Below are 13,315 nucleotides of genomic sequence, written 5' to 3'. Positions count from 1 at the left end.
GCGTGCCGCGTTCGAGCCCACGGGCCCCGTCGCACACACCCATCCAACGCACGACCAGCAATCAATAACTTTAGCGATAGTGAGTAATGGCCAAAAAAGACGGTGTCATCGAGATCGAAGGCGCAGTGGTCGAGGCTCTGCCCAACGCGATGTTTCGTGTTGAGCTGACCAACGGACACAAAGTACTCGCCCATATTTCGGGCAAGATGCGTCAGCACTACATCCGAATCCTCCCTGAAGACCGGGTGATCGTGGAGCTGAGCCCTTACGACCTGACTCGCGGTCGAATCGTCTACCGCTACAAGTAACGCTCATCCGAGCGATTTGATCGCTGGAAAGTAACGGCCCGGGGCATCCTCCGGGTACGAAGACAGCGAAAACAAGGAAAACATCATGAAGGTCAACCCCAGCGTCAAGCCGATGTGCGAGCACTGCCGTGTCATCCGTCGCAACGGCAACGTGATGGTCATCTGCAAGAGCAACCCGCGCCACAAGCAGCGCCAGGGCTAAGCAGCCACCAGCTCCACCCGTTTCACCCTCACAACACAACAGCAGAACCAGATCCGATCGGCTTGCCGGTCGGGGACACCCGCGGCAGGAGGCCGCGGCACCGGTTCTGCTGCAGACCTCCACTCATCAACAGGAGCCACCACCATGGCACGTCTAGCAGGCGTAGACATTCCGCGCGACAAGCGCGTGGAAGTCGCACTCACCTACATCTACGGAGTCGGTCGCACCAGCGCCCTCAAGACTCTGGCCGACACCGACATCTCGGGCGACATCCGGGTCAAGGACCTCAGCGATGACCAGCTCATCGCTCTGCGCGACTACATCGAAGGCAACTTCAAGGTAGAAGGTGACCTTCGTCGTGAGGTCGCAGCAGACATCCGTCGCAAGGTCGAGATCGGAAGCTACCAGGGTGTCCGTCACCGTCGTGGCCTGCCCGTTCACGGACAGCGCACGAAGACCAACGCTCGTACCCGCAAGGGCCCGAAGCGCACCGTCGCCGGCAAGAAGAAGGCCCGATAGCGAGAGGCCCCCGCGCCTCACGCATCGCCATAAACGTTTTAGGAGAAAACAATGGCAGCACCAAAATCGGCCGCTCGTAAGCCGCGTCGTAAAGAGAAGAAGAACATCGCCGTGGGCCAGGCCCACATCAAGTCGACGTTCAACAACACCATCGTCACCATCACCGACCCGCAGGGCGCTGTCCTGAGCTGGGCTTCGTCGGGAACCGTCGGATTCAAGGGATCGCGCAAGTCGACCCCGTTCGCCGCTCAGCTGAGCGCCGAGTCCGCCGCCCGCCAGGCGCAGGAGCACGGCGTCAAGAAGGTCGACGTCTTCGTCAAGGGACCGGGATCGGGTCGCGAGACCGCCATCCGTTCGCTCCAGGCCGCCGGCCTCGAGGTCGGATCGATCAACGACGTCACCCCGCAGGCGCACAACGGTTGCCGCCCGCCGAAGCGCCGTCGCGTCTAAGTAAGCCAACCGCCGATCGGAGAATGGGATTTTTCCCATTCTCCGATCGACGGGTTGTACGTGGTTTCATAACTCAATAACCGGCCGGGCCCGCCACCCGGTTGTCACTGCAGGTGTCATATAGCGGACATCTGGCCGAAAGGAATCAATAGTGCTTATTGCACAGCGCCCCACGCTCACCGAAGAAAACATCTCCGAATTCCGCTCGCGGTTCGTCATCGAGCCCCTGGAGCCCGGTTTCGGCTACACGCTCGGCAACTCGCTCCGCCGCACCCTGCTCTCGTCGATCCCCGGAGCCGCTGTCACCAGCATCCGTCTCGACGGAGTGCTGCACGAGTTCTCGACGATCCCCGGTGTGAAAGAAGATGTCACCGAGATCATCCTGAACATCAAGGGCCTCGTCGTCTCGAGCGAGCACGACGAGCCGATCACCGCCTACCTGCGCAAGCACGCGTCGGGCCAGGTCACGGCTGCCGACATCTCGGCTCCCGCCGGTGTCGAGATCCACAACCCCGACCTCGTGATCGCCACGCTCAACGAGAAGGCGAAGTTCGAGCTCGAGCTCATCATCGAGCGCGGTCGTGGATACGTCTCCGCCACCCAGAACCGCAGCGAGTTCTCCGAGGCCGGCCAGATTCCGGTCGACTCGATCTACTCGCCCGTTCTCAAGGTCACCTACCGCGTCGAGGCGACTCGTGCCGGTGAGCGCACCGACTTCGACCGCCTGGTCGTCGACGTCGAGACGAAGAACGCCATCACGCCGCGCGACGCCATCGCATCGGCCGGACGCACCCTGACCGAGCTGTTCGGTCTGGCCCGCGAACTCAACACCGCCGCCGAGGGCATCGAGATCGGCCCCGCGCCGGTCGACGCCGTCCTCTCCAGCGAGCTCGCGGTTCCGATCGAAGACCTCGACCTGTCGGTTCGCTCGTACAACTGCCTCAAGCGTGAGGGAATCAACACGGTGAGCGAGCTCGTCGCCCTGAGCGAGACGCAGCTGATGAACATCCGCAACTTCGGCCAGAAGTCGGTAGACGAGGTCAAGGACAAGCTCGTGGAGCTTGGCCTGTCGCTGAAGGACACGGTTCCCGGATTCGACGGAGCCCACTTCTACGGCGGCTACGACGACGAGAACATCTAGTCGCTCGACGCGCTCCCACGAACCCCACACACCTGAACTGATTCTGGAGAAACACCATGCCTAAGCCCACCAAGGGACCCCGTCTCGGTGGCGGACCGGCGCACGAGCGCCTGCTGCTCGCCAACCTGGCTGCCGCCCTCTTCACCCACAAGAGCATCAAGACCACCGAGACCAAGGCCAAGCGCCTGCGTCCGGTCGCCGAGCGTCTGATCACGTTCGCCAAGCGCGGAGACCTGCACGCTCGTCGTCGCGTTCTCGGCGTCATCGGCGACAAGAGCGTCGTGCACGAGCTCTTCACCGAGATCGCTCCGCTCGTCGCAGAGCGCGAGGGCGGCTACACCCGCATCACGAAGCTCGGCTTCCGCAAGGGTGACAACGCCTCGATGGTTCAGATCGAGCTCGTTCTCGAGCCCGTCGTGAAGACGCCGTCGAAGTCGAAGTCCAAGAAGGTCGCCGACGCTCCCGTCGCGGCTCCTGTCGAAGACGCCCCGGTCGAAGACGTGCCGGTCGAACAGACTGAGACCGTCGAAGAGAGCGCGCCCGTCGAAGACGAGGTCGTCACCGACTCAGCCGCCGAGGTCGAGGCCGACGCTGCCGACAAGGCCGACGACGCCAAGTAGTCAGCACCACCTGCGAACGCCCCGCCATCCACTCGGATGACGGGGCGTTCTCTCGTTCTATGCTCGTTGACGATGACCGACCGGAGAAGTGACATGACGCTCGTACCGAGTGCCGACGACCTCGTTCGCGTGCGCCTGGGCATCGCCTACGACGGCACGGGCTTCTCCGGCTGGGCGAAGCAGCCCACGCTCCGCACCGTGCAGGGGGTTCTCGAAGATGCTCTCGATACCATCTATCACCGCCACGGCCCCGCGCCCATGCTGGTGGTCGCCGGTCGAACGGATGCCGGGGTGCACGCGACCGGCCAGGTCGCCCACCTGGATCTGACGCCGGCCCAGGCCGCGCGGGTGGCGCCGGAGGCCCTGGCCCGGCGTGTCAACGGCGTGCTCGGCTCGACATCGGATGTCGTGGTGACGACGAGCGAGCGGGCCGCCGAGAGCTTCGACGCGCGGTTCTCCGCCACGTGGCGGCGTTACGAGTATCGCCTCGCCGATGCGTCCACCGAGCGCAATCCGCTGGAACGCACCTTCACGGCCGCCTACACCGGATCTCTCGATGTCGACCTGATGCACGAGGCCGCGCAGAGCCTGCTCGGGCTGCGCGACTTCGCCTCGTTCTGCAAGCCGCGGGAGGGCGCAACGACCATCCGGTCGCTTCAGTCGTTCACCTGGCAGCGCGACGACGAGGGCGTTCTGGTATCGAAGCTCCAGGCCGACGCGTTCTGCCACAGCATGGTGCGGGCGCTGGTCGGCGCCTGCGTCGCCGTGGGGGAGGGGCGCTTCGACACGAGCGCGCTCGTGTCGCTGAGCGATGCGCTCGAGCGCACGAGTGCTTTCAAAGTCATGCCGGCGCGTGGCCTGATTCTGCGCGAAGTGGGCTACCCCGAGGCCTCCGGTCTCGCCGCCCGCGCCCTGCAGACCAGAGCAAAACGTAGCTGACGCGCGCCCCGCAGTCGCGGTGAGGCCGCAAATAGGCTAGTCTCGATTCTTGGTGTCCACGCAGCTTCGTGTGGCGCCCGAACTTGAGCCCTCCACGGGCCGTGTTCCCAGGCTTCTTGCCTGTGGCCGATCATGTATCGGCCGAAGGAACACGCCACCGGAGTGGGATTTCACGGACTCCTCATTTCGACAAAGAAAGCAGTATTACTGTGACGCGCACTTATTCCCCCAAGATCAGCGAGGTCACCCGTAACTGGGTCATCATCGACGCCGAAGACGTTGTCCTCGGCCGCCTCGCCAGCCACGCCGCGGTCATCCTCCGCGGCAAGAACAAGGCCACCTTCACCCCCCACATGGACATGGGTGACTTCGTCATCATCATCAACGCCGAGAAGGTCGCCCTTACGGGTAAGAAGCTCGCGCAGAAGCTGGCCTACCGCCACTCGGGCTACCCGGGCGGACTGTCCTCGACGACGTACGCCGAGCTCCTCGAGAAGAACCCGACTCGTGCCATCGAGAAGGCGGTTCGCGGAATGCTCCCGAAGAACTCGATCGGTCGCGCCCAGCTGACGAAGCTCAAGGTGTACACCGGCTCCGAGCACCCTCACGCTGCCCAGCAGCCGACGCCGTACACCCTCGACCAGGTCGCCCAGTAGCGACCGGCCCAGACACTTCTTCTAAGACAAGCTAAGGATTCGTAACCATCGTGGCGAAGATCGCAGACCAGATTGACGTTGCTCCCACCGAGGAGCAGCAGAGCTATTCCACCGAGACGCCCGCCGAGGCCGCCGCACAGGCAGCCCCGCGCCCCGCGCTCACCGTTTCAGGAGCGGCCGTCGGCCGTCGCAAGCAGGCCATCGCCCGCGTGCGCCTCGTTCCGGGTGCCGGCACCATCACGGTCAACAGCCGTGAGTTCGCCGACTTCTTCCCGAACAAGCTCCACCAGCAGCTCATCACCGATCCCTTCAAGGTGCTCGACCTGCTCGGCAGCTACGACGTCGTCGCCAAGATCTCCGGTGGCGGCCCCTCGGGCCAGGCCGGAGCGCTTCGCCTCGGCATCGCCCGCGCGCTGAACGAGATCGACGAAGAGAACAACCGCGCCACGCTGAAGAAGGCGGGCTTCCTCAGCCGCGACGCACGCGTCAAGGAGCGCAAGAAGGCCGGTCTCAAGAAGGCCCGCAAGGCTCCTCAGTTCTCCAAGCGCTAATCGCAGTCGTTCGTCGACTGCTTTAGAACTCAGCAACACACATGCCTCCCCGTCTGTTCGGCACGGATGGCGTTCGCGGACTCGCGAACGCCGATCTCACCGCCGACCTCGCACTCTCCCTCGCCCAGGCCACCGCGGTGGTCCTCGGCCAGGGGCGCAGTGCGGCCGCTCGCGCGGCGACGGGGAGGCGTCCTGTTGCGGTGGTCGCACGCGATCCTCGGATCTCGGGCGAGTTCATCACCGCGGCAGTGGCCGCCGGGCTCGCCAGCTCCGGCGTCGATGTGCTCGACGCGGGAGTGATCCCCACCCCGGCCATCGCATTCCTCATCGCCGACATCGATGCCGACTTCGGCTTCATGGTCTCGGCATCGCACAACCCCGCTCCCGACAATGGGATCAAGATCTTCGCCCGCGGCGGCACCAAGCTGCCCGACGAGGTCGAAGACCGCATCGAAGCCGCCATGTCGGGCCCCAAGAAGGCGCCCACGGGCAAAGACGTCGGCCGCATCCGGCGCTTCGCCGATGCCGAAGACCGCTACGTCATCCACCTCCTGGCCAGCCTCCCGCACAGGCTCGACGGCCTGCACGTGGTGCTCGACTGCGCCAACGGCGCGGCAGCCGGGGTCTCGCCGCAGGTGTTCACGGATGCCGGGGCGCGCGTCACCGTGATCGGTGACGATCCAGACGGCCTCAACATCAACGACGGCGTGGGCTCGACCCACCTCGACAAGCTCGCCGAAGCCGTGCTGCTTCACGGGGCCGACGTCGGAATCGCCCATGACGGCGACGCCGACCGCTGCCTCGCCGTCGACCGCGACGGCAAAATCGTCGACGGAGACCAGATCATGGCGATCCTCGCGATCGGCATGAACGAGCGGGGGGCCCTTCGCGACAACACCCTCGTCGCCACGGTCATGAGCAACCTCGGCCTTCTCGTCGCGATGAAGCAGAACGGCATCCGGGTTCTTCAGACGAGCGTCGGCGATCGCTACGTGCTCGAAGAGATGAACGCCCACAACTATTCGCTGGGTGGCGAGCAGTCCGGCCACGTGATCATGAGCGACTTCGGCACGACGGGTGACGGCATTCTCACCGGCCTGCACCTCGTCGCCGAGATGGCCTGGCGTGGCAAGACGCTGGCCGAGCTGGCGAGCGTCATGACGGTGTACCCGCAGATCATGGTCAACGTGAAGAACGTCGACCACCACGCCGTGCACACCGACGAGGTGCTCGCCGAGGCCGTGCGTACCGCAGAGGCCGAACTCGGCGACACCGGACGCGTGCTGCTGCGCAAGTCGGGCACGGAGCCCCTCGTGCGCGTGATGGTCGAAGCCGCCGACCAGGTCACCGCCGACCGCATCGCCCACAGCCTGGCCGATGTGGTTCGCGAGCGTCTCTCGCTCTGACCCGCCGCTGAGCGGACGCCCGGCGTAGCCTTGGCGGCATGCACACGTCTGCCGAACGCACATCGTCGTTGCCTCTGGCCGGTCGCACGGCTCTCGTCACCGGGGTGTCGCGTCGCCGAGGCATCGGACTCGGCGTGACCCGACGGCTCGCCGAACTCGGGGCGAGCGTCTTCGTGCAGCACTTCTCTCCCCACGATGCCGACCAGCCGTGGGGCGCAGACGACATCGACTCCGTTCGCGCCGCAGTGCGTTCGGCGCTGACCCCGGGTGCGGACTTCGGCGACTGGGGCCTCGACCTCGCGGAGCCCACGGCCCCGCGCCGCCTCATCGATGCAGCGGTCGACGCGCTCGGCAGGCTCGACATCCTGATCTGCAATCACGCGCGCAGCGGCGGGGACGGCTCCATCTTCGACATGACGCCCGAGGGCCTCGACGCCCACTGGTCGGTCAACGCGCGCTCGACGCTGCTGCTCACCCGTCACTTCGCCGAACAGTTCGCCCCGGACTCGTTCGGTCCGATCGACGAGGGCGCGACGGGCCGGGTGATCTGGATGACCTCCGGGCAGCACGAGGGTCCGATGCCGGGGGAGGTGGCCTACGCCACGAGCAAGGCGGCTCTTGCGGGCATCACGCCGACGGTCGCCGCCGAGCTCCTGACCCGGGGGGTCCTGCTGAACACGGTCAACCCGGGCCCGGTGAACACGGGATATCTCGACGACGCGCCCACCGACAGATCTGCCGAGGTCAAGGAGGACGTGCTGCAATCGATGCCGTTCGGTCGCTTCGGGCTGCCCAGCGACCCCGCCCGCCTGATCGCGTGGCTCGTCTCAGACGAGGGCCGGTGGATGGTCGGCCAGGTGCTTACGAGCGACGGCGGCTTCTCGCTGAGGTGAGAGGCCGAGATGCTGAGACGCTGAGGCGCGCACGCGCTCAGATCTTGCGCAGCAGCACCCTGTCGACAGCATGGGTCGACGATTTGCGCAGCACCAGCGTCGCGCGCGACTTGGTGGGCTGGATGTTCTCGACCAGGTTGGGCTCGTTGATCGAGCGCCAGATCTCGGCGGCTGTCGAGCGCGCGTCGTCGTCGCTCAGCTGCGCGTAGCGGTGGAAGAACGAATTCGGGTTCGCGAACGCTCCGCGCTTGAGGGCCAGGAAGCGATCGACGTACCAGGTCGCGATATCGCTCGTGCGGGCATCCACATAGATCGAGAAGTCGAACAGGTCGCTCACGGCGAGGCCCTGGCCCGGCAGGGGAGGCTGCAGCACGTTGAGTCCCTCGACGATCAGGATGTCGGGCTGCCGCACGACGATCTGCGCCTCGGGCACGATGTCGTAGGCGAGGTGCGAGTAGAACGGGGCGCGCACCTCGGGCACGCCGCTCTTGACCGCGCTGATGAACCGGAGCAGGGCGCGCCGGTCGTACGACTCGGGAAAGCCCTTGCGGTGCATGATGCCGCGACGCGTCAACTCGGCGTTGGGATAGAGGAAGCCATCGGTGGCGACGAGTTCGACCCGGGGCGTGTCCGACCAGCGGGCCAGGAGTTCTCGAAGCAGGCGCGCGATCGTCGACTTACCGACGGCGACGGAGCCGGCCACGCCGATGACGAACGGCGTCGCCGTCTGCCGGTCGCCGAGATAGTCGCTGGTGGATGCGTGCAGTCGCTTCGCCCCGGCCGCGTACAGGTTGAGCAGACGGCTGAGCGGCAGGTAGACCTCCGCCACCTCGGTCATGTCGAGTGGTTCGCCGAGCCCGCGCAGCTGAACGATCTCCGTCTCGGACAGAGGCTGGGGCGTCGAGGGGGCGAGGGCGGCCCAGTCGCCACGGTCGATCTCGCGGAAGGGCGTCGGGTGGCCCGTGGAATGGGGTGCGTGCCCGATGTCAGTCATAGACCACCCATTGTGCCCCACGCTCCGGGCAGGCCGTAAACTCGAGGGATGTGTGGAATCGTAGGTTATGTCGGTAACAACTCCAGTCTCGATGTTCTGATGGGCGGATTGGGTCGCCTCGAGTACCGGGGATACGACTCCGCGGGCGTGGCGATCATCACCGACTCCGGTGACCTCGTGACCCGCAAGCGCGCAGGCAAGCTGGCCGTCCTCGCCGCCGACCTGGAGGCATCCGCCCTCACCGACGGGCGCACGGGCATCGGCCACACCCGGTGGGCGACGCACGGCGGCCCCACCGACGTGAATGCGCATCCGCACCTCAGTGCCGACGGCCGCATCGCCCTGATCCACAACGGCATCATCGAGAACTTTGCCGTTCTGCGCGACGAGCTGCTCGCCGACGGCTACACCTTCGAGAGCGAGACCGACACCGAGGTCGCCGCCAAGCTGCTGGGCCGCGAGTACCTCGAGGGCGAGGGCGGCCTCTCCGCAGCGCTCGGCCGTGTCGTCGCCCGTCTCGAGGGAGCCTTCACCCTGCTCGCACTGCACCAGGACGAGCCGGGCGTCGTTGTCGGCGCCCGTCGCAACTCGCCCCTCGTCATCGGCCTCGGAGACGGCGAGAACTTCCTCGGTTCCGACGTCGCCGCCTTCATCGAGCACACGCGGCGTGCCATGGAGATCGGCCAGGACCAGATCGTCACGATCACCCCCGATTCCGTCTCGGTCACCGACTTCGCCGGCAACGGCGTGGAGGCCCACGAGTACGAGGTGTCGTGGGACGCCTCGGCCGTCGAGAAGGGCGGCTGGTCGAGCTTCATGGCGAAGGAGATCAGCGAGCAGCCCGAGGCCGTCTCGAACACCCTTCTGGGCCGCATCCACAACGACCACGTCGTGCTGGGCGAGCTCGAGGGCATCGACTCGCTGCTCACCTCGATCGACCGCATCGTGATCCTGGGCTGCGGCACCGCCGCCTACTCGGCGATGCTCGGCAAGTACGCCATCGAGAAGTGGGCCCGCATCCCCGTGGAGGTGGAGCTCTCGCACGAGTTCCGCTACCGTGACCCGGTGGTCGACGAGGGAACCCTCGTCATCTCGATCAGCCAGTCCGGCGAGACCATGGACACCTTGGTCGCCGTTCAGGAGGCCAAGGCCAAGGGCGCTCGCACCCTGTCGATCTGCAACACCCAGGGCGCCACGATTCCGCGCGAGTCCGACGCGGTCATCTACACGCACGCGGGCCCCGAGGTCGCGGTCGCCTCGACCAAGGCCTTCATCGCGCAGATCACCGCGCTCTACCTCTTCGGCCTGCACCTCGCGCGAGTGCGGCAGAGCATCGACGACGAGACGATCGCGAGCTCGATCGTCGAGCTCCAGGGCATTCCCGACAAGATCCGCTGGGTGCTCGAGCAGCACGGCGACATCACCGAGCTCGCGAACTGGATGAGCGACTCGCGCGCCGTGCTGTTCCTCGGGCGCCACGTCGGTTTCCCTGTCGCCCTCGAGGGCGCGCTGAAGCTCAAGGAGCTCGCCTACATCCACGCGGAGGGATTCGCGGCCGGCGAGCTGAAGCACGGCCCCATCGCGCTGATCGAGCCGGGCCAGCCCGTGTTCGTCGTGGTGCCGAGCCCTCGTCACCCCAACTCGCTGCATGCCAAGGTCGTGTCGAACATCCAGGAGATCAAGGCCCGGGGTGCCAAGGTGCTGGTGATCGCCGAAGAGGGCGACGTGGCCGTGCTGCCGTACGCGTCCGAGGTCTTCCGCATCCCGCTCGCCGGTCCGCTGTTCGAGCCGCTTTTGGCCGTCATCCCGTTGCAGATCTTCGCCATGGAGCTGGCGACGGCCAAGGGGCTCGACGTCGACCAGCCGCGCAACCTGGCCAAGTCCGTCACCGTCGAGTAGGACATGCGGTGATCGTCGGCATCGGCGTCGACCTCGTCGACGTGCCCCGGTTCGTGCGGTCGATCGACCGCACGCCGGGTCTCGTCGAGCGCCTGTTCGCTGAGGGCGAACGCCGGCGCTCGCCTCGGTCGCTCGCCGCCCGGTTCGCCGCTAAGGAAGCGCTCATCAAGGCGCTCGGGGACTCGTCGGGATTCCGCTGGCACGACATGGAGGTCGTCACCGACGACGACGGAAAGCCGTCGTTCCTGCTCGGCGGGCAGGTCGCAGAGACCGCGCGCGCTCGCGGTGTGGGGGCGATCCACCTCTCGCTCAGCCACGACGGCGACTCCGCGTTCGCCTTCGTCGTCGCGGAGCGCACGCCGTGACCGTCGCAGACGGCGCTGCCCGCATTGCCCCGGAATCGGTGGCCATCGTCGACCTCGTGGCCGTCGCCCGGAACGTCTCCCGGTTCGTCTTGCTCGCAGACGGAGCCCAGGTCATGGTCGTGGTCAAGGCGAACGGCTACGGCCACGGTGCGGTCGAGGTGGCCCGTGCGGCCATCAAGGGCGGAGCCTCCTGGCTCGGCGTCGCCGATCTCGCCGAGGCGTTCGAGCTTCGCGACGCGCACATCGATGCGCCCCTGCTCGCGTGGCTGCACGAGTCGCATGAGAACTTCACGGCGGCGCTCGAGGCCGGCATAGATATCGGGGTGAGCGACCTCGGCCAGCTCGAGTCGGTCGTCCGTGCGCAGCAGGCCGTCGGGGCGGGTCCGGCCTCCGTGCACCTCAAGCTCGACACGGGGCTGGGCCGGAACGGCGCCGATGAGCCGAACTGGGCTGCCCTCTTCGACGAGGCGCGTCGGCTCGAGCTCGCCGGGGTGCTGCGCGTGCGCGGCATCTTCAGCCACCTCGCGAACGCGGACGACTCGGAGGATTCTCTGCAGCTCGAGCGGCTCCACCGGGGCATCGAGAGCGCGCGGCGCGCGGGCCTTCAGCCGCAGCTTCGGCACCTGGCGTCGACGGCCGCGGCTCTTCGCCTGCCGCCCATGCGGCTCGACCTGGTGCGCATCGGCATCGGAGCCTACGGGCTCTCCCCGTTCGACGACGGTGGCTCCGCCGAGCTCGGGCTGCAGCCGGCCATGACGCTGCGCAGCACCGTCGTCGCCGTGGCTCCGTCGTCCGACGCGGATTTCGCAGCGCACTCGGGCATCGTGCCCCTGGGCTACGGCGACGGGATACCCCCGCAGGCCGCAGGCCGCATCCATGTCACCGGCGACGCCGGCCCGCTGCTCGTGACCCGAATCGAATCCGACCACCTCGTCGTAGAACCCGTCTCGCCGGGCAACGACGTGGTGCGAGGAGACGCCGTGACGCTCTTCGGCGACCCTTCCGAGGGGGTCACGGCGGTCGACGACTGGGCCAGGGCCGCCGACACCATCAACTACGAGATCGTCACCCGCCTGGGCGGCCGCGTGGCGAGGGAGTACGCCTCATGACCGGCGTCGACTCAGGGCTCGGTCGCGAGGCGGCCGTCGATCTCGGCGCGTTCCGCTCCAATGTGGCGCTCCTCGCGGCGCGCGCGGTCGGCGGCCCCCTGGTTATCGACATGACGGCGGATGCCTACGGCCACGGACTCGTGCGGCTCGCGCGTGCGGCCGTCGAGTCGGGCGCCGACATCCTGAGCGTGCGCGACCAGGCCGACGCCGACGCCATCGCCGAGGCGCGCATCGGCATCGACGTGCACTGCTGGCAGACGAGGCGGTTCGCCGTTCCTCCCGCCGGATCCGGCATCGCCGCGTTCGGGTTCGGCATGGAGCTCACCGACGGGGCGCCCGACGGGGTCGTGCCGGTCATGCGGGTGTCGGCTCCCGTCCTCTCGGTCAAGAGAGTGCCGGAGGGCCACGGCGTCTCCTACGGCTTCGTGTACCGCACGCCGAAGGAGACGACGCTGGCGCTCGTTCCGCTCGGCTACGCCGACGGCCTTCCCCGGGCGGCGACGGGCTCGGGCCGTATGGCCGTGGGAGGCACGCAGTTCCCCGTCGTCGGGCGCATCGCCATGGACCAGGTCGTGCTCGACGTCGGCGATGCGCCGATAGCTCCCGGCGACCGCGCCGTCGCGTTCGGTGCAGGGCTCGACGGCGAACCCACGGCTGCGGACTGGGCCGCCGCGACCCGCTCGACGGCCGGCGAGATCCTCGCCCGCATCGGCCGACGCGTTCCCCGTCGCTACATCGATCGAGAGGCGAGTCGATGACCGCGGTGCACAGGCAGACGATCATCGAGACGCCCGAGCAGATGGCGCAGCTGGCGCACGAGGTGGCCTCGTGGCTCTCCGCCGGCGACGTCGTGCTGCTCACGGGCGAACTGGGCGCGGGCAAGACCACGTTCACCCGCGGGCTCGGACAGGCTCTGGGGGTGAGGGGGGCGGTGACGAGCCCGACCTTCGTTCTCGCTCGCACGCATCCGCGCCTCGAGGCGGGCGCGCCCGCCCTCGTGCACGTCGACGCCTACCGGCTCTCGTCAGCGGTCGAGCTCGACGATCTCGACATCGACTTCGCCCGCTCGATCGTGGTCGTCGAGTGGGGTGCCGGCCTCATCGAGGAGCTGGCCGACTCGTGGCTGTCGATCACGATCGACCGGCCGCGCGGCGCATCCGATGACCCGGATGCCGATGGCCGCGACGACGAGGAGCCGATCGAACCGCGCACGGTCACCATCGACGGCGTGGGGCCCCGCTGGCAGTGAGCGGCAGGGGGCCG

17 protein-coding genes are annotated in these 13,315 nt (G+C 67.3%); 16 read left to right on the top strand and 1 reads right to left on the bottom strand.

Annotation, left to right across the window (positions count from 1 at the left end):
- Positions 1–86 precede the first annotated feature (86 nt).
- The 11 genes from infA to ASF06_RS05795 all read left to right on the top strand — a co-directional run bounded on the left by infA (position 87) and on the right by ASF06_RS05795 (position 7,685).
- The gene (infA, locus tag ASF06_RS05845) at positions 87–308 is read left to right on the top strand and encodes a translation initiation factor IF-1 (protein ID WP_022883252.1); all 222 of its coding nucleotides are present in this window, start codon (positions 87–89) and stop codon (positions 306–308) included.
- An 85-nt stretch (positions 309–393) separates the two neighbouring features.
- A complete protein-coding gene (gene rpmJ / locus ASF06_RS05840) occupies positions 394–510 on the top strand; it encodes a 50S ribosomal protein L36 (protein WP_044440044.1) in 117 nt (38 codons plus the stop codon).
- Between the two features lie 144 nt (positions 511–654).
- Positions 655–1,029: a 30S ribosomal protein S13 gene (rpsM, locus tag ASF06_RS05835; protein WP_055778034.1), complete on the top strand. Its 375-nt coding sequence runs from the start codon at positions 655–657 to the stop codon at positions 1,027–1,029.
- A gap of 51 nt (positions 1,030–1,080) precedes the next feature.
- Positions 1,081–1,479, top strand: a complete 399-nt coding sequence (rpsK, locus tag ASF06_RS05830) for a 30S ribosomal protein S11 (RefSeq protein ID WP_044440047.1) — start codon at positions 1,081–1,083, stop codon at positions 1,477–1,479.
- Positions 1,480–1,630: 151 nt separating this feature from the next.
- Positions 1,631–2,620, top strand: a complete 990-nt coding sequence (locus tag ASF06_RS05825; protein WP_055927145.1) for a DNA-directed RNA polymerase subunit alpha — start codon at positions 1,631–1,633, stop codon at positions 2,618–2,620.
- A gap of 56 nt (positions 2,621–2,676) precedes the next feature.
- The gene (gene rplQ, locus ASF06_RS05820; RefSeq protein ID WP_055944626.1) at positions 2,677–3,240 is read left to right on the top strand and encodes a 50S ribosomal protein L17; all 564 of its coding nucleotides are present in this window, start codon (positions 2,677–2,679) and stop codon (positions 3,238–3,240) included.
- Positions 3,241–3,333: 93 nt separating this feature from the next.
- Complete coding sequence (gene truA / locus ASF06_RS05815; protein WP_055944623.1) at positions 3,334–4,179, top strand: tRNA pseudouridine(38-40) synthase TruA; 846 nt, start codon at positions 3,334–3,336, stop codon at positions 4,177–4,179.
- 209 nt (positions 4,180–4,388) lie between these two features.
- Positions 4,389–4,835 carry a 50S ribosomal protein L13 gene (gene rplM, locus ASF06_RS05810; protein ID WP_055927154.1) on the top strand — a complete coding sequence of 149 codons (447 nt, stop codon included), beginning with the start codon at positions 4,389–4,391 and terminating at the stop codon, positions 4,833–4,835.
- A gap of 50 nt (positions 4,836–4,885) precedes the next feature.
- On the top strand, positions 4,886–5,386 hold the full coding sequence (gene rpsI / locus ASF06_RS05805) for a 30S ribosomal protein S9 (RefSeq protein ID WP_044440056.1): 501 nt from the start codon (positions 4,886–4,888) through the stop codon (positions 5,384–5,386).
- Between the two features lie 41 nt (positions 5,387–5,427).
- A complete protein-coding gene (glmM, locus tag ASF06_RS05800; RefSeq protein WP_055944620.1) occupies positions 5,428–6,792 on the top strand; it encodes a phosphoglucosamine mutase in 1,365 nt (454 codons plus the stop codon).
- A 38-nt stretch (positions 6,793–6,830) separates the two neighbouring features.
- Positions 6,831–7,685 (top strand): SDR family oxidoreductase, encoded by an 855-nt coding sequence (locus tag ASF06_RS05795; RefSeq protein WP_055944617.1) that lies wholly within the window; start codon positions 6,831–6,833, stop codon positions 7,683–7,685.
- Positions 7,686–7,722: 37 nt separating this feature from the next.
- Here the strand turns inward: ASF06_RS05795 and coaA are convergent, their stop codons facing one another.
- Complete coding sequence (gene coaA, locus ASF06_RS05790; RefSeq protein ID WP_055944614.1) at positions 7,723–8,679, bottom strand: type I pantothenate kinase; 957 nt, start codon at positions 8,677–8,679, stop codon at positions 7,723–7,725.
- Positions 8,680–8,727: 48 nt separating this feature from the next.
- On the opposite strand from coaA, the gene glmS reads away from it, so the two are divergent.
- Genes glmS through tsaE form a run of 5 tightly spaced genes read left to right on the top strand, consistent with a single transcriptional unit; the run spans position 8,728 to position 13,301 of the window.
- Positions 8,728–10,578, top strand: a complete 1,851-nt coding sequence (gene glmS, locus ASF06_RS05785; RefSeq protein ID WP_055944611.1) for a glutamine--fructose-6-phosphate transaminase (isomerizing) — start codon at positions 8,728–8,730, stop codon at positions 10,576–10,578.
- 8 nt (positions 10,579–10,586) lie between these two features.
- A complete protein-coding gene (locus ASF06_RS05780; RefSeq protein ID WP_055927172.1) occupies positions 10,587–10,943 on the top strand; it encodes a holo-ACP synthase in 357 nt (118 codons plus the stop codon).
- A complete protein-coding gene (alr, locus tag ASF06_RS05775) occupies positions 10,940–12,052 on the top strand; it encodes an alanine racemase (protein WP_235500919.1) in 1,113 nt (370 codons plus the stop codon). Before ASF06_RS05780 ends, alr begins: the two co-directional genes overlap by 4 nt.
- Positions 12,049–12,810, top strand: a complete 762-nt coding sequence (locus ASF06_RS05770; RefSeq protein ID WP_055944610.1) for an alanine racemase — start codon at positions 12,049–12,051, stop codon at positions 12,808–12,810. The genes alr and ASF06_RS05770 overlap by 4 nt, the downstream gene beginning before the upstream one ends.
- Positions 12,807–13,301 carry a tRNA (adenosine(37)-N6)-threonylcarbamoyltransferase complex ATPase subunit type 1 TsaE gene (tsaE, locus tag ASF06_RS05765; RefSeq protein ID WP_055944608.1) on the top strand — a complete coding sequence of 165 codons (495 nt, stop codon included), beginning with the start codon at positions 12,807–12,809 and terminating at the stop codon, positions 13,299–13,301. Before ASF06_RS05770 ends, tsaE begins: the two co-directional genes overlap by 4 nt.
- Positions 13,302–13,315: the final 14 nt, after the last annotated feature.

Origin of the sequence: Agreia sp. Leaf244 (assembly GCF_001422695.1) — a bacterium.
GTDB lineage: Bacteria > Actinomycetota > Actinomycetes > Actinomycetales > Microbacteriaceae > Agreia.
This window is presented reverse-complemented; position numbering and strand designations above follow the sequence as displayed.

Bases quoted from the DNA above. Each gene is read 5' to 3' on its own strand.
- infA (WP_022883252.1), top strand. From the start codon at position 87: ATGGCCAAAAAAGACGGTGTCATCGAGATCGAAGGCGCAGTGGTCGAG.
- rpmJ (WP_044440044.1), top strand. From the start codon at position 394: ATGAAGGTCAACCCCAGCGTCAAGCCGATGTGCGAGCACTGCCGTGTC.
- rpsM (WP_055778034.1), top strand. From the start codon at position 655: ATGGCACGTCTAGCAGGCGTAGACATTCCGCGCGACAAGCGCGTGGAA.
- rpsK (WP_044440047.1), top strand. From the start codon at position 1,081: ATGGCAGCACCAAAATCGGCCGCTCGTAAGCCGCGTCGTAAAGAGAAG.
- rplQ (WP_055944626.1), top strand. From the start codon at position 2,677: ATGCCTAAGCCCACCAAGGGACCCCGTCTCGGTGGCGGACCGGCGCAC.
- truA (WP_055944623.1), top strand. From the start codon at position 3,334: ATGACGCTCGTACCGAGTGCCGACGACCTCGTTCGCGTGCGCCTGGGC.
- glmM (WP_055944620.1), top strand. From the start codon at position 5,428: ATGCCTCCCCGTCTGTTCGGCACGGATGGCGTTCGCGGACTCGCGAAC.
- ASF06_RS05795 (WP_055944617.1), top strand. From the start codon at position 6,831: ATGCACACGTCTGCCGAACGCACATCGTCGTTGCCTCTGGCCGGTCGC.
- coaA (WP_055944614.1), bottom strand. From the start codon at position 8,679: ATGACTGACATCGGGCACGCACCCCATTCCACGGGCCACCCGACGCCC.
- glmS (WP_055944611.1), top strand. From the start codon at position 8,728: ATGTGTGGAATCGTAGGTTATGTCGGTAACAACTCCAGTCTCGATGTT.
- ASF06_RS05770 (WP_055944610.1), top strand. From the start codon at position 12,049: ATGACCGGCGTCGACTCAGGGCTCGGTCGCGAGGCGGCCGTCGATCTC.
- tsaE (WP_055944608.1), top strand. From the start codon at position 12,807: ATGACCGCGGTGCACAGGCAGACGATCATCGAGACGCCCGAGCAGATG.